A 22,673-nucleotide genomic window follows, 5' to 3' on the forward strand; every position below is an offset into this window, starting at 1 on the left:
CTAACTGCCGCCGCCTTATAATCGTCTGTATACTTCCGCCGCTGCTGTCCCATTCGGTGCACTGAACTTCGCCCCTTAAACCGGACAGTTTAGTTATTGACCCTATGCGGCCATTTCCCAAGTCATATTATTGAAGGCCTGTTGCGGCGTTTGATATCCGACGCCAGAATGGCGACGCTGGCGGTTATAGAAGACCTCGATGTATTCAAAGATAGCAGCCTTGGCCTGGGCACGTGTTTTGAAGCGCTGACGGTGCACCAGTTCCTTTTTCAGTGAGGCAAAAAAGCTTTCCATAGGCGCATTGTCGAGGCACTCGCCCTTGCGGCTCATGGACTGGGTAAGCTCCGCCTTTTTGATCAGTTTGCGATAGTCCCCACCAGCATATTGGCTGCCCCTATCCACTGCCCGGCAGGGTTATGCGAAGCATGATCCCGAGAGGGGGAGTGGTGTATCAACCCCGGAACAGGGCCTCTGCGTCCCAGAGCCATCTCGAGGGCAGCGCAGCAAAGCTCAGCGCGCATGTGATCCTCCATCGCCCAGCCGACGATCTCACGCGTGGCCATGTCCTTCACGCCAGCCAGATAAAGCCAGCCTTCGTCCGTGTCGATATAGGTGATGTCGGCCAGCCAAACCGTATTAGGTGTCTGGCTGTGGAACTTCTGTTCCAACAGATTTGGGAAAGGCTTCAGCTTGTGATTGCTGTCCGTCGTGATTGGCTTTCTACGCTTGCACAGAAGTGGAGATACCTTGTTCTCCTTCATTATTCTGGCCACGCGTCGTTCAGAAACGATCTCATCAGCCGCTAGAAGATCCCCCTCTCGGTGAATGTTCCATTCACCTGTCGGCAATGGATGAATACGCTTTGATCCGTAACATTTCTTACTGACTCTGAAGAAGGCTCTGATCTTGGGCAGCAACTCCTGATCCCGCGCGTCACGATCAGCTCGACGTTGATCACGTGCAGGCTGACTGGCCGGAAATCCGTAGAACCAGCCTCGGGATATCTCCAGAAGACGGCATAATATTAAAACCGCATATTGAGTTTTATGGGCAGTGACGAAAGCGCGCTTGTTCGTCATGGTTTCACCGCCCGCGTCGCGAAAAAAGCGGATGCTTTGTGCAAAATCTCCACTTCCTCAGCAAGCCGCTTGTTGTCTTTGCGAAGGCGAACCAATTCAGCCGCGTCGGCTTGCTGACGCCGTTTAGCTTCAACTGAGCCAAATGCCTCGATCTCAAGCCGCCACGTCTTTAGCTGTGTACCAGTGATTCCGAGCTCCTTGGCAACGCTGCCTTGCGTCGCCCCAGGCTCGTACAGTCGCTCAACTGCCGCTGCCTTATAATCGTCTGTGTACTTCCGTCGCTGTTGTCCCAGTTGGTGCCCCTTTCACGGACAGGGGTAAAGTACCCCAATGTCCGGGAACAGGGACGTGGTTCAATCCGGAGCGTCACAGCGGACAGTGCATACGATACACGCAAATGCCACGATACTATTGCGGCTCGCAATGCCCATGCCGTCAATCCACCGCGTAAAAACGCCAAACCGTGGAGTCCTGATACGCCCGGTGTGAGGGCGTGAAACGAAGCTGTCTGATCCTCAAAATATCTAGGGCGTGCGTTGTGGCATCAGTTGCCTGGTTATCACCGCCGAAGCCGCGTTGAGACGAAAATGCGTTGTGTGAAACTGCTTGGTCAACGCCTCTCAGCGCGTGACTTCGATCGGCAGGTCGCGGAAATCCAATCCGTGCTGCGACCCTTAACGGGTTCACCTCACTTGGCATTCCCAGAATAGTCGCTGTAGGCTAAGTCAGTCTCGGGTAAGGGGAAGCATGAGCTCAAGCTGATTTGTGCAACAAAGCCCGGTTCGAAAGTAAGTCTCAGATCAGTAATACAAGCATTATAATTCTCAAAATAACCGATTGACAAACTAACATGTTACCTTTTAAATGGGCATTAATGTACTTGGGAGAAAAACATGACTTACTACTTCACCTTTGTCAGCGGAGGATCTTTGGGGTCACTTTTGGCGGATCAGTTAGCTTATGCTGGGGCTATAGAAGAGATGCTAGCAGCTAGCGTTAGGGGCAAAAAACCTTGATTTGGATGAACACCAGCTTTGAAGAACGGCTCCGAGCCGAAAAGTTCATGTGGTTTCAAAAACCCACAGCCAAGCAACACCTACAACCCCGTCAGCCTGCGGCATTGAATAAAAAGGTTATAGGCAGGAGGCCGTCAGTCAACGCGATGGTCTTTATTTGTGGGCGGGCTGCGCAACTTGTGTCGAGTAAGTAAGCGGGGAAGCACTATGACCATGATTGAAAGGCCTAAGCAGATTTCAGAGATTGTTACGGACCGCCTGCGTAGCGACATAGTAAATGGCACATATCAACTCGGTGAGAAGCTTTCAGAAAAACTGTTATCGCAAATTTATGGCGTCACTAAAGCCCCAATCCGAGCGGCTTTCAGGCGTCTGCAAACCGAAGGCCTAATTGATATTCGTGCGCAATCAGGTACCTATGTTTTCAAGCTCGAGACACAGCAATTAACATCGCTGTGTCATCTGCGGACAGCGCTTGAACTAGAGGCCGTCCACCTTGCACTTCAAACGGCCCAAAGCGACTGCCACGCCCGTTTGAGTAATATCTGTTTACTGATGACCAACGCCTTGAAGCAGGGCCAACAGGACAAATATCAAAAACTGGACACCGATTTCCACCTAGCACTGTTCCAAGCAGCGCAATCCCCGTTGCTGCTATCGACCTTTGAAGCGCAGGTCTCTTCAACATTCGCCGCCCTTCGTCATCACTTTGCGAAAATTGAACCACAAATTGAGGCCTCGATGAATGAACACATTGAAATCTGCAATCTAGTTAAGTTGGGCGATCTCAAGTCTCTAAATGAGGTTCTACGTCTCCACATCGAAAACTCTCGCGTTTATTACAACGCTGTTGTTGGTGGCTGATAGATATCCGTTCCCTACGGCAAATCTAAAAAAGGAAATAACAATGACTGAACTTCGCTTGATGCACACAATGCTGCGGGTCCGCGACCTTGACGCGTCAATCGCATTTTATACTGACTTTCTGGGTATGCAGTTAATCAAAAAGGACGATTTTCCTGACGGCGGCTTCACGCTCGCTTTTGTTGGATATGGAGAGGAAAAGTCCAACACTTTGATCGAGCTGACATATAATTACGGAGATAACGAATATGAGATCGGCACCGCCTATGGTCACATCGCATTGGAAACGGCGGATATCCACGCGACAGTAGATTTATTGAAAAAGGGCGGCGCGGTCTTCACCCGCGAGCCAGGTCCAATGTTGCACGGTACAACAGAGATCGCGTTTCTCAAAGATCCCGACGGCTATATGATCGAACTGGTACAGCCCGATTGATAAAGACGATCCTGCATACATGCGATCAACGTGACTTCTCTGCTCCAAAACATAACACAAGATATTAGAGCATGATACAATGAGTTCTGCTTGTAGCATACCAAAGCTGAAAAAAGGGGTGCGATCCCTCACTCACGAGGTTTCTGTCAATCCCGAAATGGCTACAGATATTCCTGTCCACGGCAGTGGTTGGTCCACTGGCGCTTTGATATCTTTGACGTGGCCGGACGATCCAAAACTAACAGAACAGCACATAAGGATACTCAAAAATGACACCTGCACAAACTTCCTCAGATGTCGTAGCTGCACTTCGCAACGGGTTCGCGACCGACCTCTATATCACTGAACCCGACTTATTGAGATCCTACGCAAATGATGAAACTGGAACCTATTTTGGATTGCCTCTTGCGATTGCGCGCCCGCGTTCTGCTACGGAACTTTCACATGTTTTGGTAAGATGTCACGAGTTAGATGTCAACGTCGTACCACAAGGAGGACTAACCGGCCTCGTCGGTGGAGCAATCTCAAGTTTCGAGGCACCTGAACTGGTCATCCTTTTGGACCGTATGAATGCGATTAGATCGATCGATAAGGTTGGGTTTTCCATGGTCCTTGAGGCTGGATGCGTTCTGGAAACAGCCAAGCTCGCGGCGGATGAGCAGGACTGCCAGCTACCGATAACGTTTGGATCACAAGGGACGTGCAGCATTGGTGGCAATGTCTCTACAAACGCTGGTGGGTACAACGTGCTGCGTTATGGAATGACGCGGGATCTAGTCCTCGGCCTTGAGGTCGTCCTTCCTGACGGACGTATCTGGAATGGGCTAAAGACCTTGCGAAAAGACAATCGCGGCTATGATCTAAAGCAAATATTTATCGGAGCGGAAGGGACGCTGGGCATCATTACTGCCGTGGCGCTTAAACTGTTCCCCAAACCAACGCAGGTCGAGACAGCGCTGATCGGATGCGCCTCAGTAGAGGACGCGATGGCGTTTTATGCCAAGGCGCGCCGCAACTGCACAGACCTGTTATCAGCTTTTGAAATAATCCTTCGGCCAGGCATGGAGCTTGCTTTTGCTACCAAATCTGACCTCAAAGATCCTCTCGAAAACCCATGCCCTGTCTACATTCTAATGGAACTTGCCGCGGGCAACGGCATCAGTCTTCGTGGTGTCTTGGAAAGTTGTCTAGAGGACGCTGGGGACTTGATTCTTGATGGTGTGATTGCCATGAGTAAGGCGCAAGCGATGGGCCTTTGGGCATATCGCGAAACGATGGTAGCGGGCCAGAGCGCCGGTGGTGCTTACTACCGCACAGACGTTTCGGTCCCGATCAAGTCTATTCCAGCGTTTCTGGATGACGCATTAAGTTCGCTGGCCAATCTGCTCCCAAACGGACGACCGATTACCTACGGCCATGTCGGTGACGGCAATATCCACTTGAACGTCATACCACCCACTGACTGGTCAATGGAACAGCGTAAGGCACTTTTTGTGCAGGCAGAATATCTAATTTTCGCTGCAGTAGACCGGTTCGGCGGAAGTATAAGCGCGGAGCATGGCATAGGCCGTTCAAAAAAAAGCGCGTTTCTGCAACGGATCGATCCCATAACGCTGGACTTGTTTAAGCAGATCAAGCGCATTTTTGATCCGGATGAACGCCTTAGCAAAGGAAGAATTTTCGACCTCTGATCTCGGTTTCAACTTCCACGACACACCAATGACTTCCCTTGGCGCTGCGGTAGTGGTCACACCAGTAACGTTTGGAGTTTTGCTCCTGAAGCTCGAAAAACAGAAAAGTGTTACTATGAAATATACTATGAAGCACCTGCTTATTATTGATGACGACGCAAAGATCGTGAGCTTTCTGAAAGGCTTTTTCGAAAGTCACGGCATCAAGGTATCGACTGGGTCTTCTGGCAACGAGATGTGGCAGGCACTTGAAAGCGAAAAAATAGATTTTGTCATTCTGGACGCCTTGATGCCAGGGACAAACGAAAACACGTTGTGTAGCGAATTGAAATCTCAATCAAACGTACCGACAGTGCTTATGACTGCTCTCGATGGCGAAACCAACATTATTGTCGGGCTTGAAGCCGGTGCCGATGACTATGTGGTTAACCCATTTAATCCATGCGAGCTGCTCGCTCGGATGCGTGCAGTTTCACGACGCAACAACTCCAATTTCAGCATGTCCCAGACAAACATATCAACGATCTTTTCGTTTAGTAGCTTCCAATTTGACACAAGACGCCGCGAACTGCGAGCATCCGAAAATGTTCTTGTTCACCTCAGTCGGACTGAATTTGAATTATTGAAAATTTTTGTTCATAGACCGTCTGAAGCCATTGATCGCAACACGCTTTCTGAACTGTTGCGTGGTCACGAGCTGGAAGCTTTTGACCGGTCAATCGATCTTCATGTCAGCAGATTGCGCAGTAAACTCGGACCACGAGTTGGCGGTGGCAATTTTATTAAAACAGTTCGGGGAACCGGGTATATGTTCGACCTTGAAGTGACGGAAAGCCAATATGGTCTTGTCCCAGTTTAGGGCTCTGTTGGGCTTTGTTGCACAAATCGTCTTGAAGACGTGCTTACCCTTACCCCAGACGGATTCAGCCTACAGCTTCTGTTTGGGGTATGCCAAGGGCGGTGAAGCCATTTAGGATCGCGGCACGGATTTGGATCTCCGCAACTTGCCGGTCGAAGTCTCGTGCAGAGAGACGTTGGCCGAGTAATTTCACACAATGCATTTTGGTCTCAACGCGGCTTCGGCGATGATATCCAGACAGCTGCCGCCACAATGCCCTTCCTAGATACTTTGAGGATCGAACTGCTTCGTTTCGCGCCCTCGCACCGGGCGTGTCAGGCTTCCAAAGTTTGGCGTTTTTGCGCGGCGGGATAACTGCATGGGCATTGCGTGCCGCAATCGCATCGTGGCATTTGCGCGTATCGTATGCACCGTCCGCTGTAACACTCCCGATCTCTTCGTCTGGTGGGATCTGGTTGAGCAAATCAGGGAGCACAGGCGCATCACCAATGCTGCTGCTGGTTGCCTCGATTGCACTTATTTCCAGTGTTTTCTCATCGATCCCGATATGTATCTTGCGCCAGAGGCGGCGTTTTGACCCGCCATGCTTACGCGCATTCCACTCACCTTCACCCTCCGCTTTGATGCCTGTGCTGTCCACTGCCCGGCAGTCGAAACATAGTTTCGATGAGAGGGGATCAGAAGGTGCAGCGGCCCCGCTGACCCTCGGTATGGAAGAGCAACGTTCAAAGTCCTTTGCCGCCGACACAATGTGCTGAAGTCCGGCACCGCCCAATCCAGCCCAACCAATTTCAGCAGGCTTTCTACAAACCCAGTCGTCTGCCTTAAGGGCAGACCAAACAAGACTTTGAAGGTTAGGCAAGCTTGAATGGCAGCATCACTGTAGGTTTGCTGACGCCCCCTTCGACCAGACGCGTCCGCTTCCCAAACCATCTGCGGATCAAACCAGATCGATAACGATCCTCGTTGTTTGAGTGAAAAATTGTAATCCGCCCAGTTTCGGGTCTTGTACTTCGTCGGTGTCCAGTTGCTCATAACAGCTTGCTACTACACTGGATTCATACAGTGAATCCTACAGAGCACGATTTGTGCAACAAAGCCAACGCAACGAGACAACTCAAGTTTCATCTAATTTGAGCTCAGGAGTTGTAGACGCCACCATCAATTGTGATGGCTTGCGCTGTCATGTAAGATGACTCGTCTGACGCGAGGTAGACAAACATAGGCGAAATTTCGCTGGACTGGGCCTGACGCTTCATAGGTACGGAGGATTTAACGGTGTTAAATTGTGAATCTGCGCCCCCCATGAAATTGATCGCTGGTTTATTGAAATTCGTATCGACCCAGCCCGGACAAATTGCGTTGACACGGATGTTGTCACCTGCAAGTTCCATCGCTAATGCTGTCGTGAAGGCGATCACAGCGCCTTTCGACGCCGAATAGGCCGTCATACCTGGCCCACCGCGCTTACCTGCTAAAGATGACATATTTACAATCGAACCGCCACCATTCTTTCGTAACAGCGGAATTGCGTATTTCGCACCAAAAAAGTGGGCCCGTGAATTAACTGCAAAAAGTGCATCCCAACTTTTGGCATCAAACTCAGTAACGGCGCCAGAGTACTGAAGGCCTGCATTCTGCACCAGGACGTCCAGCCCACCCAACCATTCTGCACCCTTTTCAATTAAATTGCGAACGCTGTCTTCGGAGCGAACATCGACTTCGATAAAATGAACAGAGTTGCCAAATTCTTCGGCAGTTTTGACACCCATACTATCACGATCACCGATGACCACGCGCGCGCCCTCAGCAACGAACTCCCTGACAGCCTCTTTCCCAATATTACTTGCAGCGCCGGTAATAATAATCAGCTTTCCCTTAAGACGATCAGTCACTGCGATTCCCCCTGGTTTCGTGTTATATTTAATTTCACACAAAAATTTCCCAATTCGATAAAAATTATCTTCTTTAACTTCGTTAATGATGATGTGTATGGGCTCACGGCGACACAGCCAACACCGCCCAAAATATCAGTCATGTTTTCAACAACTCCCCGTTCTTGATCGAGCGTTCTACTATCTTTAATTTTGTCATGGATAACGAGCATATTTTGTCCTTTGTTTATGGGTTTGAGAGACGTGTGCTTATCGTGATTTGCTTGATAGAGAACTAATCATTCTGAAAAAATCTTAAATCAGTGCAATTGCTTCGGTTGGCTGATCAAGCGTAAAAAGATGCGCTACATTTCTGATCTCGGCATAGAGCTTGTCAGAAATCCGGCTTTGAAGCAGTTGCTTTACCTCAGACGCTGCAAGGTTCCAGTCCCTTTTATTGAACTTTAGGTCGGCATAACTATGCATCCTTGCATTTGATCAAAGGCTTTAACTTTCATATCATTATCAAATACTTCTGGGTCAGCTCCGAAATAAGCAATACAATAGAGGTCTGGACAGACTAAATCCACAAAGTCATTCTTGAAAATGGTGGTATACTGCCAAGGCTGACCACCATGTTGTAAAGGCGTAACACAAACGGCTCGAGGTGTTTCGGCAAGGGTGTAGGACTCACCCAATGTAGTAGGCACTCCAACGTCAACTTGGGCCAGGGCTCTGAGTTAATCCACTTCCAGCCAGCGCGGTAAATGTCCATCAATAAGGCTGAGTAAGAGCCATCTTTCTTCATCGTATCTACAAGAAGCAGCAGCAGAATTTCATCCCAGTTGCCTCTGGTTGTAACATTTTTAAGGTTTGAAAACGCTTTCTTATTGACCAGTTGGGTTACGGCAAGGCATTCCAGAACGGATTTTCTTGGCAGGTCAGCAGCCATGAAGGGAGTGTTCATGACGGCATTAATGGCGTTGTCGCCACCAGCAACCATCTGGTTGATCCAAATTCCACTGGTATTTGGCAATACACCAGAAAAAGTACTTATTGCGAACGCATTAGCTCCCAATGTCCAATTGTGGAGCACCTCAAACGTTGGGTCAGTATGGGCTAAGTCAGTGATAAATGCCGTGAATAACGAGGTGGTTGACAGACATTTTGTGCCGATATTCATTTTTCCTCCATGACATTTTTATTTCACCATCTTACTGTTTGCATATAAATAATCCTTTTAATAGGTCAGGCAAAGCTGAGGGATTGTGCACCACAAGCATAGCGTAGCTGGTGTAATTATTTTATACAAAACTAACGTAATTACAGCACAAAGAAGAGTCTTTTAAACATGATATTCAATTAAATTTACGCTCGCCACAACAACATTTCAGTTACCCAAGAGTTGTCGTTATAAAATTTTTATCATTCTAATTACCATCAGAGCTTCCTATCATTATTTAATGATTGGCGTCTTGCTTCGATCAAATGTCACAGCAACACCAAAAATAATCATAGCGCCTAACACCGCCTGCTGAAAGTATTGATCAATGCCAATGACGTTCATTCCATTGTCGAGTAGGCTGAGAAACAGCGCACCAAACAGCACGTTAACAACGCCCCCTGTCCCACCAGTTAGGGCAGTGCCACCAACGACCACGGCTGCAATTGAGTTTAGCACATATGAGCTTCCAACGACTGGATCACCACCGTAACGAATTGACGAAATGACTATGCCAACAATCGCCGCGCAAGCGCCCGATAGCATAAAGGCGATGCACCGATTGCGGACGATATCGGTGCCTGACATCCATGACATGCGAATGTTGCTGCCAATATAGTAAATACTGCGACCTGTTGTCGAAAATCGAAGGAAAGCCCAACTCAAAAAAAGCACACCCATTCCAATATAGAACGACGTGTAAATACCAAATATTTTACCATCGATTAACTCAAAGAAATGGTAATCATTAATCCCAGCACTTACCGGACGCGGAGAGACAACATAAGCCAGACTGGTGATGATGCCGCCAGTCCCGAGCGTGGTAATAAACGATGGGATCTTCACAACCGTCAGAATAACCCCGTTGATAAGCCCCAACACTAAACCGGTGGCGAGGCAGACGGGAAAGGCAAAGTATCCAACCTCGCCCACGAGCAAAACAAACATAACAGACACTAGCGAAATGGTGCCCCCAACCGACAGATCAATGCCACCGGTTAGGACAGCAAACATCTGCCCCAGAGCGACAATCAGCAAAATAGCCCCAAAACCGATAATTGTATTTATGTTGTACGCTGACAAGAAATTCGCATTGGCATACGAAAGCACCGTCCCGAGCACAATAATCAAAAAAATCGTCAAGTGTACTGGCTTGAGCCGACCCGAAAATGTGGTGTGAAGGGACTGTTTGGCGTCTGGTCTACTAGTTTCTTGCAAGTTTATTTTCCTTGTTAAATCATAACTGTGGGTTGGATTAGATGATTAGCTTGAAAATTTCTTGTGGCGTTGGCTTTTTGTTCGGTGGCGCATCAAATTCTTTGACCAACTTTCGTTCATTCATCACCAGTATTCTGTTGGCCAGTCCAATATCTTCCTCAAGCGTATCGCACATGATAATCATTGCGATACCGGCTTTTGCAAACTTGCGGATAAGGCGGTAAACTTCGTCCTTGGCCCCAATATCGATACCACGTGTTGGATGGTCGAGGATCAACACACTGACATTAGAACTAAGCCATTTGGACAGGATTATTTTCTGTTGGTTCCCGCCGGATAATCCAGAACACGCTACATTTATCGAAGGTGTTTTTATCAAGCATTCAACAACCCATTTAAGCGCATGCTGCTTTTCTTTCTGGCCATTGATTAGGCCCGATGTCTTAAGCTGGTCCAGCACAAGATAGTTAATATTATCAGCCACGCTCATGTTCAGGGCTAACCCCTCGTCGCGCCGCTCTACGGGAACATGCCCGATACCAGCCCGTACTGCGGCTTTCGGCGATCCCTTTGTGGGTGCCTTGCCATCTACAGTGATGGTCCCTTGGTCATGAGCACGCAGTCCGGTGATGCAAGCGCAAAGCTCTTCTTTTCCCGACCCAACCAAACCAACAACGCTGATGATTTCACCAGCCCGAAGTTCAAAACTAAGTGGTTCAAAGGCACTCGTGCAGCCAAATTTTTCGACCTTAAATATAGCTTTGCCATCTGGGGTATCTTGTTCACTCTCACGGAACCGATCTCCAGAAAACTCACTTCCGACCAGCAACTTTTCAATCTCAGCCACTTGCATGCCGGCAGCTGGCATCTGGATTACGCTTTGACCATCTTTCAGAACATGTAGCCGGTCACAGTTTTCCAAAACCTCCTGCAAGCGATGCGAGATAAAAATGATCGACATACGCTGTTTAAGTTCATGCAGTATCTCAAACATCGTATCACGTTCTCGATCATTTAGAACTGTGGTGGGTTCGTCAAGAATGATGATGGGATTGGTGGAACCGTACTGTTCTGCCAGCCATAAAACGCGGGCAATTTCGACCATCTGCTTGGCTGCGGGGGACAACTGAGACACTTTTGTATCGACATTAACATCCAGCTTTATCATAGCCATCAGCCGCTTGGCCTCGACTCTCATATCACGGCAAGACAAAACACCCCACTTTAGGAAATCTTGTTCATGACACAAAAACAGATTCTCCGTCACAGACAGGTTGGGAATGAGCGACCCTTCCTGAAAGACCCCACCTATACCCTTCTGAATGGCATCGATGGTGCCATTCAATGTTGTTTTTTTACCATTAAGCGATATTATTCCTTCGTCAGGTTGCTGGATCCCAATCATGATCTTGGTCATGACTGACTTGCCAGCACCATTCTCTCCAAGCAATCCTAGTATCTCATTTTTGCGGACTTCAAAGTCCACATGATCCAGGGCGAGAACACCAGGAAATCGGCGAACGATCCCTGTCATCTTAAGGATAGGTTCAAATGTTAAATTCATTGTGTTTCCCTAGTCTATTTGATGAAACCAAGTTTTTGACGGTCTAGCGTCAACGCAACTGCGACAATCAATAGCCCCCCGTTTACGGCAGCCTGCGCGTAGGGGTTCACCGCCATTAGAACCATGCCATTGTTCAGCACGGCTAAGATTAACGCCCCAAGAAAAGCATTCTTGGCGCCCCCAATGCCGCCAGTCAGCGCCACTCCACCCACGACCACCGCTGTAATTGTTGGAAAAAGCAAGTCAAGGCCAGCGCGTGATGTGGCCGATCCCATACGCGTGACCAACAAAAGTGCGCCGGTCCCGTAAAGACACCCTGCCATCGTGAAGGCGAGAATCTTAACGCGATCAACGTTCACACCAAGCTGCTTTGCAAGCGCCTCGTCCCCGCCCACCGCATACAAGTGGCGTCCAAAAGGTGTACGATCCTCAATGAATTGAACAACAATTGTCACGACAATCGCGATCAATACGACGTTTGCAACTGCAAATGGCGTAGCATTGATAAATGTTTGGATGCGGTCATCCAGCAATCTAATGATCTGTGATTTATTGATGTAAACAGCTATTCCATAAAGAACAAAACTCATCCCAAGCGTCGTGATGAATGAAGGTATCCGCAGTTTGGTGTGTATCAGCCCGGTCACCAGCCCCGCCAACCCACCAATCATAATGCTGATCGGGATAACCCAAAGACCAATATCAATGGCATTAAACTTGTTGCTCGCTAACGCGCCCACGAATACCGCACAGAGTGCGATCGTTCCTTGAAGGGATAAGTCCATTCCCCCAGGAATTATTGTCAAATGAACACCAATCGCTAGAATTGCTGGAATTGCTGTGAGGCTGAGAATGACTTGAATGTTCGGCCAAGTTAGGCTTTGACCCTGCGTGCCGACAACGAAGATAGCAACGATAAGAGCAAGTGATACAAGTTGGGTGGAAACCCCAGATTGGCGAAGCCAACCCAGCCCAATCTTCAGTGGATACATAGTAAAGTCCCTTTTATTTTTTTTGGCATAACACCATCGCGTGGGTACTAAGAAGCTGCCTAGAACGTATTTAAAGTTGTAAATTTTGTAAGTGATTGCCCTGATAATTTGAAATAAAGCACAAACCTCTCGTCACTGACGGTCACGTGGGCAATCGGCAGGCGCCAAGTAGTAGCGCCTGCCGATGTTTTGCATCCGATCTAAAGGATCACTCACTTGCCGAAATGCGTTGGGAATAAAAATCAGACAGATCGTACTCTGGCATTACATTGAATATTTCTGCTACGAAAGCATCAACGTTATCTGCATTAACCTGAGAACCCGCGATCAGGAATTCTCGGTCTGTTGCCGACATAGCCGATGGATCAAGTTCCCCATTCATTGCCGCAAGTGCCATTGTCAGCCCAAGTTGGGATTGATATCTTGAATCCTGAAACTCAGTTGATGATTGTGTGCCTTCAGAAATTGCATCAAGCGCATCTAGGGTGCCATCGACCCCCGAAACCATCACTTGACCGTCAAGGTCCAACTCCTTAAGGGCAGCAACCGCCCCTACTGCCATGTTGTCGTTGGCGGCCCAGACACCATCCACATCGGGATGTGCAGCCAAAAGCTGCTTTGTAGATTCATAGGCTCGGTTAGTGTCCCAATCAGCGGCCTCCCACTGTAATAGCTCAACACCAGGATTTTCCTCAAGCGCTTTAAGCAGACCGTTAAAACGGCCAATCGCAGCGTTGTTGGAAAGCATGCCCTGAATGGCGATAATCGTGCCTTTGTTCGGCGTTTCGAACGTCTCAAACAGTTCCGACGCACTGTAATAGCCCTGGTCAACCGCATCAAACGCAATGTGTGCGACCCAATGCGGATAGTCTTCAAGGCTGACTTGGTCAGGTTTATTCCACCAATTGACCCAGTAGATCCCAGCGTCTTCCAAAATTTTGGCGATCGGCACGACGTCTGGGCCTTCATTAGGGTCGACATTCACGACCATATTGCCGCCAGTTCTGGCGATTTGAGCGCGTAGATCTGCAAACTGCTTTTGGCTATTGCCTTCGCTGCTGAGGACCGCGACAGGAAGGCCTAATCGTTCGCCCAAAGCCTCTGCACCGGTTACGTAGTTAGCGTGATATGGATTATCCAAACCGCGGATCATGACAACCAGCGTTGTCTCGCCGTCCGCCAGTGCCGGGCTAAGTGAAACGGCTCCTAAACCGAGACTCATAATAAATGTTGCAAGTGTCTTTTTGATGTTCATCACGAACTTCCTCCCAAGTGAAATTTTAACGGCCAACTGATTTCCTCTTTCGTCAGCTCGTTTTGTAAGGATTGCGCAAACCAGCGTTTTTTTACACCCATCATTTGGTATCAGATGTGTAAAATTTTGTTACAATTAGAGCTGAAGCCTCGCTCACTTCACTTTGCCCATTAACAAATTTTTCAATCTATACCCGTACGCCTGTCCACGCAAACTGCCGTAAACAGCCGCATCTGTTTGCGGAAGATGAAGATATTTGCAGCAGGAAGCATACTTGCTTCAAAAGGAACCCTGTCCGTTATTACGCGGGTTCTTTGTGCTATCATTTCGAATTTCGGAGGTCTCTACGGAATATGTCTCTAAGTAATTTTAAAAGGGCCGTTTCTGAGGAATTATCTGGAATTTTTTGCATCAGACTTTTCAATCGAAGTGATCGAAACAAAAACTGTCCCCACCATAGAGGTGGTCGCAGGATTTCGGACCAGTAGTTAAGGTGGATCAACCTGTGAAAGAGATGATCCAAAAAGACGAAACGAAAAAACCATTCGCCCGATTTCAAAGCCAAGGTTGCGCTTGAAGCGATCCGCGAAGATCGGCCACATTCAACTGTTCGAGACGATGAAAAGAGAGACGGTGCTGGCAAGCTAGGCTCAGGACTCATAACCAGAATATGACGGTTGGACTTGTCACGGTTTGGTTCCGGTCCAATGCTCTCATTTTACGCTGCTTTACGTTCGAAGGCCAAGGGGCTTTTGTATCCCAGCACTGAATGTCGGCGGCGCGGATTGTAAAACCCATTAATGTATTGGAAGATCGCCGCTTCTGCTTGGCGGCGGGTTTGCCACGGCTGCCGCCAGATCAGTTCCGCTTTCAAGGTCTTAAAGAAGGCCTCCGAGACAGCATTATCCCAGCAATTTCCCTTGCGGCTCATTGATACTGTGAAGTCATGCTTTCGCAAGGTTTTCTGATAATCATGGGTGCAATATTGGCTTCCCCTGTCCGTATGGTGAATGCACCCAGGCGCGGGTTGCCTCAAATTGATGGCCATCTCTAATGCCCTGATCGCCAAATCTTTCTTCATGCGATTGCTGACTGCTCATCCAATGACACGCCGAGAGTATAGATCAATGATCACGGCCAGATAGAGCCAACCCTCACTTGTCCAAATATAGCTGATGTCACCCGCCCATTTCTCGTTCGGGCCACGCGCCTCAAACTTTCGATCAAGTACGTTGGGCGCTATGTTCAAGTTGTGCGCACTATCCGTAGTCGCCTTGTATTTCTGGGTTCTGGCGGCTGTAATCCCATTATCGCGCATTAAACGCCCAACTCGACGATGACCCACTTCAAGACCCGCGTCCTTCAGCTCTACTGTCATTCGGGGCCGCCCATAGCTTTCCAGCGAAAGGCGGTGGTGTTCCCGTATATGGGCCATAAACACTAAATCGTCGCGCTGCCTTTGGCTTATTGGGCGGCCACGCCACGCGCGATAGCCACGGTCTGTGACATCCAAAAGATAACAGAGTGCGGATTGGCTCAGACACCCCTGGTATTGATCAATATACGAAAACCTCACGTCTTTTGCCTCGCGAAGAAGGCTGTGGCCTTTTTAGCACCTCCCGTCCCTCCTTAAGAACACGGTTCTCGCAACGTAGACGCTCATTCTCACGCAAAAGATCGGCATCAGCCGTATCCACCAGCCCTTCATCCCCATGATTTTTAATCCACTTGTTCAGAGCCGAAAGACCGACACCTAAATCAGACGAAACTTGCCGCCGTGTCAGTCCGCTTGTCAGCGCAATACGCACTGCGTCCTGCCTAAATTCGTCGCTTCGTCCTGTTGATGACATAGTGAGACCTCTGCATAACTTGGGGATTCCCAGTGTTGTTTAATTTTGCTATTTTGAGCGTATGCAAAAACCCTTCACCACCCAACCTGAGCTTTTTGTCACCAGCGCGGATCTTGAGCACGCCAGCCTTCGAGGGCTGGATGGGGCCGAGACGGTACTGGACTGGGATAAACTTGAAAACCTGATGGCCGGAATTTACGCTGGCAAGACGGGTCGCCCTAGGATCAGGACTCATAACCAGAATATGACGGTTGCGGCGAGAGCGATTGCGGAGAGGAAGACTGTTGGTGATCTGTCGTAGCGAGTTGCGACGCGGCGCCAATCTTTGAGCCTTCCGAACATTCTCTCGATACGGTTGCGTCGTTTGTAACGGCGCTTGTCGTATTTAACGGCCTTCTTGCGTGACTTGCGCCCGGGGATGCAGGGCTTTGTGCCCTTGTCTACAAGGGTTTCGCGGAACCAGTCAGCACCATATCCTCTGTCAGCAAGGAGCCACTCGGCTTCAGGCAGGCCATTCATTAGGGCAGCAGCGCCAGTATAATCGCTCACCTGACCTGCAGTGATAAACAAGCGGACCGGGCGACCGTTGGTATCTGTAACCGCATGCAGCTTTGTGTTCATGCCGCCCTTGGTCAGCCCGATCAGGCGTCCACACCCCCCTTTTTTAACCGCAGGCTGGAGGCCGTACGATGTGCTTTGAGGTAGGTGGCATCGATCGAGATGGTCTTGTTATCGGGAGCCTGCTCGGCCAGCCCCATCAAGATCCGGGCAAACACGCCCATGTCACTCCAGCGCTTCCAACGATTGTACAGCGTCTTTGGCGGCCCATATTCCGCAGGAGCATCACACCACCGTAAACCATTGCGATTAATGAAAATAATACCACTCAGGACACGACGATCATCAACACGCGCACGGCCTCGGTCCTTCGGAAAATAAGGCCGCAGACGCTCCATCTGTGCCTCACTCAGCCAATATAGATTGCTCATCATATCCCCCTACAATTGAGGACTATGAATCATCACAACGCGACAAGCTCAATCAGTTAATGGGTCCTGACCCTAGCTATCCGTTGCTAACTTTGCTTCGGGCTTCACTGCTGGGCATTTGGTATCGCTTGAGCGATGTGGAGCTCGCACAGACCCTGTTTCGTGATTTGTTGTTTCGGAAATTTTGCCACCTCGAATTGGGCAGTGATGTCCCGGATGCCACAACTATCGGGCGATTTCGCCAGCAGTTGGCCGAGCATGATCTGTGGGATGTTTTGCTGGGTGAAGTGAACCATCAGCTTGAAGCAAAACACATCATCATGACGCAAGGGCGGATCAATATCATTGACGCTACACCGGTTGAAGCAGCGCAGTCGGGGCGTGGAAAAGACACCAATGATGAGCCCACGCGCGACCCTGAGGCAGGCTGGCACGTAAAAGCCGACAGTCGGGGCAATATGAAATCCACCTATGGGTATTCGATCCACACTGGCGTTGACGAGGACGGTTTCATCCATCGTCAGACCGTCACGCCGGGCAACGCCCATGACAGCACCGAACGGGACACACTTTTGCTGGGTGATGAGGTGGCGCTATATGCGGATGCTGCGTATTCCTCGCAAGCTACACGCGACAAACTGGACAGGTTTGGCATTAACGATCAGGTACAGCGCAAAGGGTATAGGGGCCGCCCCTTGTCGGATGATGACAAGCTGCGAAACGATGAAATCTCCGTGATCCGCTCCGGTGGTGAACGTCCCTTCGCCACCTACAAGTCCCGCTATGGATTGTCCCGAACACGGTTGATGGGGCTGGCGAAAAACCTGACCCTGTTTGGGTTGGCAGCTATCGCCCATAACATCGCGAAAGGCTCAAAGTTCTTGAAACTCTACGGCATTCCAAATCTAGAACCCACTGGATAGCTGTACCCAAAATCAGGGAAAACGGCCGTAACACACCAAAATAGCCGCTTCAGCACGCCCAAAACTGTGATGCCAGGCACGCTAGAACAGCAACTCGAACCCCCTCTTCTGCCGCTCGCGACAGATTCACCTTCAGCTGCTTGGCTTCAATGAGCAAAGCGACATCGAGCGACAAGTTCGAAGACTTTCGGGGTTGAGCATTCATGGGCAGGTCTCCTTTAAACAGGAGATCAACCAGAAACATGAATGTTAATCATGCGCATATATAGTGCGCACACACAATCTATCTTATGTTAAATTTCAGAACCCCTACAGCCACAAGCAGAGCTAAGACTGCGCCTGAACTACGATACATGTTTTAGCCTCCTCAAATTCGCTCCAGTGCAATCGCAATGCCCTGACCCACGCCAATGCACATGGTCGCCAACGCAATTTTGCCCCCTGTTTCGCCAAGCTCGAACGCGGCTGATCCGGCGATCCGCGCGCCCGACATGCCAAGGGGGTGCCCCAAGGCAATCGCGCCGCCATTGCGGTTTACACGCTCGTCATCATCCGCGACCCCTAGCATACGCAACGATGCCAGCCCTTGAGCAGCAAAGGCTTCATTGATTTCAATCACGTCCAGCGCCGTTTGGTCGATGCCAAGACGTCTAAGAAGCTTTTGGGATGCGGGTGCTGGACCAATCCCCATTACTCGAGGTGAAACTCCTGCTGTTGCCCCGCCCATAATCCTGACAATCGGAGTAAGCCCGTGCCGCTTGGCCCCTTCTTCGGACGCCACAATCAAAGCCGCCGCACCATCGTTGACACCCGACGCGTTGCCAGCAGTAATGACTCCATCGCTGCGCACAAACGGGCGCAGAGCTTGCAAGTCTTTCAAAGTTGTTTGCGGGCGCAGGTGCTCGTCGTGCGAAACAATAACATCTGCTCCCCGCCGTTGCGGAACAGATACTTCCGTAATCTCGGAGGCAAGGCGGCCACTTTCCTGTGCTCGAGTGGCCTTTTGCTGAGACGCCAGCGCAAAGTCATCTTGGTCTGCGCGCGACACTGCATGCTCAGCAGCTACATTTTCAGCCGTTTCAGGCATACTATCGACACCATATCGCTGTTTCATCAGCGGATTGACGAACCGCCAGCCAATTGTACTGTCGTGTACCTCGGGACGACGCGAAAAGGCTGTCTCACCTTTCGGCATGACAAGCGGTGCCCGAGACATGCTTTCGACTCCGCCCGCGATAATAACGTCCGCTTCGCCTGATTTGATTGTGCGCGCGGCGGTTATGATTGCGTCCATACCAGATCCACAAAGACGGTTCACAGTCACGCCCGGTACCGTTACTGGCATACCGGCAAGCAACAAAGACATACGCGCCACGTTGCGATTATCCTCTCCCGCTTGATTTGCGCAGCCAAAAATCACCTCATCAATAGCCTCAAGATCAAGCCTGGAATTGCGCGCGGCAAGGGCGCGCAGTGGCACCGCGCCTAAATCATCGGCGCGCACAGACGACAAGGCACCGCCGTATTTCCCAATCGGCGTGCGGATATAATCACAAATAAATACGTCAGTCATTTGACACCTCGGGTACAATCAAATCCACAATTGGCCCATCAAGATGAAGCGGCGCGTCAGTCACGCGGGCCAAGTCATCCATTGACAGTTCGGGTAGTTTTTCGCGCAGCACAAAGCCTTCTGGCTGGACGTCAATAACAGCGAGCGACGTATAAACCCGTGTCACACAGTTCATTCCTGTGAGGGGCAGCGTGCACGCGCGCAAGAGCTTTGGTTGACCGTCTTTTGTTGTATGATCTGTTATCACTGCGACGCGCTTGGCTCCGTGTACTAGATCCATCGCACCACCCACGGCCGGCACGCCCTTCGGGCCAACACTCCAATTTGCAAGATCTCCGGTCTGGGCAACCTGATAGGCCCCAAGAACCGCAAGATCCAAATGTCCACCGCGCACCATCGCAAAACTATCGGCGTGATGAAAAAAAGACGCGCCGGGGTTAAGGGTAATAGCCTTTTTGCCCGCGTTGATTAGGTCCCAATCTTCCTCGCCTGGGGCGGGCGCCTTTCCAAACCCTAAGACTCCGTTTTCGGTGTGATAGGTGACAGAGCGTCCGTCCGGCTGAAACTTGGCGATCAACTCCGGTAGCCCGATCCCTAGGTTCACGTAGGATCCGTCTTGAATATCTTGGGCCGCGCGCCACGCAATTTGCGCTCCGGATAGCTTTGTCGGTGTATTCAATAGACCGCTCCTTCGCGCACCAAAAATTCTTCTTGTTGGGGATCGGGGACTGCAACGATCCGGTCCACGAATAGACCCGGCGTCACAACCGCCTGAGGGTCAATCGCACCAACTGGTAAAAGGTTGCCAACCTGTACAATTGTCGTCTTAGCTGCCATCGCCATGAGCGGCGCAAAATTTCGGGCCGCCATGCGGTATGTCAGATTGCCTGCGCTATCGCCTTGGTGAGCTTTTACAAGGGCAAAATCTGCCTTGAGGGATCGCTCTTGCACATATGTTTTACCGTCAAACACTGCGGTCGGTTTGCCGTTTGCTAACTCAGTGCCTGCTGAAGTAGGCGTATAAAATGCAGGAATGCCTGCGCCCCCTGCCCTGATCCGTTCGGCCAGAGTACCTTGGGGAACAAGATCAAGCGTAATGTCACCAGAACGATATGCGGTATTGAATGCATCAGCATTCGAAGAACGCGGAAACGAGCAAATGATTTTTCCAACCATACCAGCCCAGATCATTGCCGCAATTCCAACCGACCCGTTACCGGCGTTGTTGTTGATCACCGTCAGGTTGCGCGGGTGACCCGTCGCACGAAACCGATCAATCAGGGCGTGAATCAATTCGATTGGAGCACCTGAACCACCAAATCCTCCAATCATAATGCCCGCGTTGTCGTCTATGTCTTCTAACGCCTCGGCCAATGTTGTGAGCTTGTTCACCATCACGCCGCCTCGTGTGTAGATACGAAAGTTGGCTGAGACAGAACCTCACCGAGCACGGCGCTAAGCGCTTCGTCTGGCCGAGAAGCTATTCCTGTGGATCGCCATGCCACATAGCCATCGGGCCGCACTAGAATGCAACCAACCTCACGGACTTCGCGAAGCTGCTGCCAGTCTCCGTAGAGGTCTTGGTACTGTTGGCCGCGCCCGATCATATAAGCGCTCAAAGGCAGCTTGTGTCGCTTGGCCAGAGTATCTGCGGCGTCGACGCATGCTTCACCTTCAATACCGGTCAGCAGTGTGAATTCTTCCTGCCCCACAAGGTCGAGTGTGGAGAGGAGATTAGTCTTATCCTCAAGCCAGGCATGGGGGAGCTTTGCACCGGGGCTGGTTGTCGGAATATGAAACAACTCGGCATCGCGCGTTGAAGAGTTGGGTATTCTATCAGGTATCACGGCCCCCGAAACGTATCGTTGGTTCATTTCAACACCATGCGCATTGTATTCGTATGATTTGGCATCCAGCTCGTTGCGAAACGCTTCACGGCGTTCATGCGCCTTCGCAGAGGCGTCAGAGAGCTGTGCTATAGATTCTGTTGTGGCGTCCTTGTCCACATCAGGCCCGAGGCCCAGTGCGCCGAAGATCGGTCCATACTCTTGGATGGAACGGATCGCACGCGAGACAATTTGGGCAGCGACAGGCGCGCGTTCTGCGTTGTAGCTGTCCAGCAGCGCGGGTGCGGCTGTGCCCTTCAAAACGAGTGCTAATTTCCAAGCAAGATTGTAGCTGTCTTGCATGGATGTGTTTGATCCCAACCCATTGGTTGGCGGATGGCGGTGCACAGCATCTCCAACGCAAAAAACGCAACCTTTGGACAATTCCGTCTCCCAATAGTTATTCACGGTCCATAGCGAAGTGCCTGTGATCTTCGGTGCGAGATCTGGCAGGCCAGTTAGAGAGCGGATAATGCCTGTTGCGTAGTCATCCATCATTTCTGGCGGTCCAGCATCGAAGTCGTAGCCGTAAACGATCAGCCATTTATTCCATGGCCGCACCATGCGTAGAAACCCCATACCAACCCCACCAACGTCAGAGCCCGGCTGAATGACACAGTAAAGAACGCTGGGGCGATGCACCGTGAGCGCACTAAGGTCGGCTTCAAATTCAATATTCGTTGATCCGACAATGCCCATAGCACCTTCAAAGGACAGCCCTGCCTGCTCTGCCACAAGCGAATTACCACCGTCCGCACCCACAAGATACTTGGCTCTGATGTCAAAGGGAGCGCCGGTCAACCTGTCCTCGGCCTGAACGGAAATACCATCCGATGTCTCCACAAAAGGCTGAAAAAACGTGTTAAACCGAACATCTGCTCCTCGTTTGAGCGCATTAGAGACCAACAGCGGCTCCATATATGTCTGTGGCAAATCACACATCGATGTCGTGCTAAACATTGTATATTCTGCCAACCTTGCGGGGTGATTTCCCCATGGCTGAACCCTACCCAGTTCCTGTCCGGCCAAGCTGGTGCAAAACACGGTGTTGGCCATTTGCGACTGCGGGGATGCATCGGCCAGCGCCTCCTGCTCAATCCCGAAATCACGCAAGATCTCCATCGTACGCTGGTTGGTGATATGGGCACGGAGTGTCGGACTGGTCCAGCGATAGCGGCTGATGAACGTAACTTTGATGCCATAGCTTGCCAACGCAAGCGCCATTGTACTGCCCGCTGGGCCGCTACCAACAACAGTGACGTCGGTTTCAAGAGTGTTCATGTTGATCTCCTTTAGCTGCTTTTGGTGCTCGTTGATGGGTTCGCGTGGGTGTATAAGCGTGACCAGCTCTTCAGCCGCCTGATCCGCAGCCAATCACCAAC

The 22,673-nt window shown here is 50.3% G+C and carries 20 protein-coding genes and 3 pseudogenes; 6 read left to right on the plus strand and 17 right to left on the minus strand.

The window, feature by feature from the left end; translation table 11 throughout:
- Positions 1-102: 102 nt before the first annotated feature.
- The 3 genes from OAN307_RS28165 to OAN307_RS31360 are packed head-to-tail and all read right to left on the minus strand — an operon-like array spanning position 103 to position 1,372.
- On the minus strand, positions 103-330 hold the full coding sequence (locus OAN307_RS28165) for an IS3 family transposase (RefSeq protein WP_051068026.1): 228 nt from the start codon (positions 328-330) through the stop codon (positions 103-105).
- Between the two features lie 26 nt (positions 331-356).
- Positions 357-1,079, minus strand: coding sequence for an IS3 family transposase (locus OAN307_RS15725; RefSeq protein WP_015500615.1), 723 nt, complete (start codon positions 1,077-1,079; stop codon positions 357-359).
- Complete coding sequence (locus tag OAN307_RS31360) at positions 1,076-1,372, minus strand: transposase (protein WP_083903035.1); 297 nt, start codon at positions 1,370-1,372, stop codon at positions 1,076-1,078. Before OAN307_RS31360 ends, OAN307_RS15725 begins: the two co-directional genes overlap by 4 nt.
- On the opposite strand from OAN307_RS31360, the pseudogene OAN307_RS26670 reads away from it, so the two are divergent.
- From OAN307_RS26670 to OAN307_RS15750, 5 genes and pseudogenes are all read left to right on the plus strand, one after another.
- Positions 1,349-1,803, plus strand: a pseudogene (locus OAN307_RS26670) (transposase); the annotation flags it as partial. The gene OAN307_RS31360 and the pseudogene OAN307_RS26670 sit on opposite strands and share 24 nt — an antisense overlap.
- 499 nt (positions 1,804-2,302) lie before the next feature.
- Positions 2,303-2,959, plus strand: coding sequence for a GntR family transcriptional regulator (locus OAN307_RS15735; RefSeq protein WP_015500617.1), 657 nt, complete (start codon positions 2,303-2,305; stop codon positions 2,957-2,959).
- A 43-nt stretch (positions 2,960-3,002) separates the two neighbouring features.
- Positions 3,003-3,395, plus strand: a complete 393-nt coding sequence (gene gloA, locus OAN307_RS15740; protein WP_015500618.1) for a lactoylglutathione lyase — start codon at positions 3,003-3,005, stop codon at positions 3,393-3,395.
- 269 nt (positions 3,396-3,664) lie between these two features.
- Positions 3,665-5,086 carry an FAD-binding oxidoreductase gene (locus tag OAN307_RS15745; RefSeq protein ID WP_015500619.1) on the plus strand — a complete coding sequence of 474 codons (1,422 nt, stop codon included), beginning with the start codon at positions 3,665-3,667 and terminating at the stop codon, positions 5,084-5,086.
- Positions 5,049-5,945, plus strand: coding sequence for a response regulator (locus tag OAN307_RS15750; protein ID WP_051068027.1), 897 nt, complete (start codon positions 5,049-5,051; stop codon positions 5,943-5,945). The genes OAN307_RS15745 and OAN307_RS15750 overlap by 38 nt, the downstream gene beginning before the upstream one ends.
- 64 nt (positions 5,946-6,009) lie before the next feature.
- Here OAN307_RS15750 and OAN307_RS26675 read toward each other — a convergent pair.
- The 9 genes and pseudogenes from OAN307_RS26675 to OAN307_RS26680 all read right to left on the minus strand — a co-directional run bounded on the left by OAN307_RS26675 (position 6,010) and on the right by OAN307_RS26680 (position 16,909).
- Positions 6,010-6,980: pseudogene (locus OAN307_RS26675) on the minus strand (IS5 family transposase).
- Between the two features lie 104 nt (positions 6,981-7,084).
- The gene (locus OAN307_RS15760; RefSeq protein ID WP_015500622.1) at positions 7,085-7,882 is read right to left on the minus strand and encodes an SDR family NAD(P)-dependent oxidoreductase; all 798 of its coding nucleotides are present in this window, start codon (positions 7,880-7,882) and stop codon (positions 7,085-7,087) included.
- A 517-nt stretch (positions 7,883-8,399) separates the two neighbouring features.
- Complete coding sequence (locus OAN307_RS15765) at positions 8,400-9,002, minus strand: hypothetical protein (protein ID WP_015500624.1); 603 nt, start codon at positions 9,000-9,002, stop codon at positions 8,400-8,402.
- A gap of 273 nt (positions 9,003-9,275) precedes the next feature.
- A complete protein-coding gene (locus tag OAN307_RS15770; protein WP_044043886.1) occupies positions 9,276-10,184 on the minus strand; it encodes an ABC transporter permease in 909 nt (302 codons plus the stop codon).
- Positions 10,185-10,296: 112 nt separating this feature from the next.
- Complete coding sequence (locus OAN307_RS15775) at positions 10,297-11,823, minus strand: sugar ABC transporter ATP-binding protein (RefSeq protein ID WP_015500626.1); 1,527 nt, start codon at positions 11,821-11,823, stop codon at positions 10,297-10,299.
- 14 nt (positions 11,824-11,837) lie between these two features.
- On the minus strand, positions 11,838-12,815 hold the full coding sequence (locus OAN307_RS15780) for an ABC transporter permease (protein ID WP_015500627.1): 978 nt from the start codon (positions 12,813-12,815) through the stop codon (positions 11,838-11,840).
- A gap of 208 nt (positions 12,816-13,023) precedes the next feature.
- Positions 13,024-14,070, minus strand: coding sequence for a sugar ABC transporter substrate-binding protein (locus OAN307_RS15785; RefSeq protein ID WP_015500628.1), 1,047 nt, complete (start codon positions 14,068-14,070; stop codon positions 13,024-13,026).
- 718 nt (positions 14,071-14,788) lie between these two features.
- A pseudogene (locus OAN307_RS15790) lies at positions 14,789-15,920 on the minus strand (IS3 family transposase).
- Between the two features lie 231 nt (positions 15,921-16,151).
- A protein-coding gene (locus OAN307_RS26680) for an IS5 family transposase (protein ID WP_085982903.1) occupies positions 16,152-16,909 on the minus strand; the annotation gives its coding sequence in 2 pieces (ribosomal slippage) (positions 16,152-16,573 and positions 16,573-16,909; 759 coding nt in all).
- 59 nt (positions 16,910-16,968) lie between these two features.
- Here OAN307_RS26680 and OAN307_RS15810 point away from each other — a divergent pair.
- Positions 16,969-17,832: an IS5 family transposase gene (locus OAN307_RS15810; protein WP_051068028.1), complete on the plus strand. Its 864-nt coding sequence runs from the start codon at positions 16,969-16,971 to the stop codon at positions 17,830-17,832.
- Between the two features lie 49 nt (positions 17,833-17,881).
- Here the strand turns inward: OAN307_RS15810 and OAN307_RS30765 are convergent, their stop codons facing one another.
- The 5 genes from OAN307_RS30765 to OAN307_RS15835 all read right to left on the minus strand — a co-directional run bounded on the left by OAN307_RS30765 (position 17,882) and on the right by OAN307_RS15835 (position 22,572).
- Positions 17,882-18,076, minus strand: a complete 195-nt coding sequence (locus OAN307_RS30765; RefSeq protein WP_333783173.1) for a type II toxin-antitoxin system CcdA family antitoxin — start codon at positions 18,074-18,076, stop codon at positions 17,882-17,884.
- 123 nt (positions 18,077-18,199) lie between these two features.
- Positions 18,200-19,405 carry a 3-oxoadipyl-CoA thiolase gene (gene pcaF, locus OAN307_RS15820; RefSeq protein WP_015500632.1) on the minus strand — a complete coding sequence of 402 codons (1,206 nt, stop codon included), beginning with the start codon at positions 19,403-19,405 and terminating at the stop codon, positions 18,200-18,202.
- On the minus strand, positions 19,398-20,084 hold the full coding sequence (locus tag OAN307_RS15825) for a 3-oxoacid CoA-transferase subunit B (RefSeq protein WP_015500633.1): 687 nt from the start codon (positions 20,082-20,084) through the stop codon (positions 19,398-19,400). The genes pcaF and OAN307_RS15825 overlap by 8 nt, the downstream gene beginning before the upstream one ends.
- Complete coding sequence (locus OAN307_RS15830) at positions 20,081-20,800, minus strand: 3-oxoacid CoA-transferase subunit A (protein WP_015500634.1); 720 nt, start codon at positions 20,798-20,800, stop codon at positions 20,081-20,083. Before OAN307_RS15830 ends, OAN307_RS15825 begins: the two co-directional genes overlap by 4 nt.
- Positions 20,800-22,572, minus strand: coding sequence for an FAD-dependent oxidoreductase (locus OAN307_RS15835; RefSeq protein WP_015500635.1), 1,773 nt, complete (start codon positions 22,570-22,572; stop codon positions 20,800-20,802). Before OAN307_RS15835 ends, OAN307_RS15830 begins: the two co-directional genes overlap by 1 nt.
- Positions 22,573-22,673: the final 101 nt, after the last annotated feature.

The organism is Octadecabacter antarcticus 307, assembly GCF_000155675.2.
Taxonomy (GTDB): domain Bacteria; phylum Pseudomonadota; class Alphaproteobacteria; order Rhodobacterales; family Rhodobacteraceae; genus Octadecabacter; species Octadecabacter antarcticus.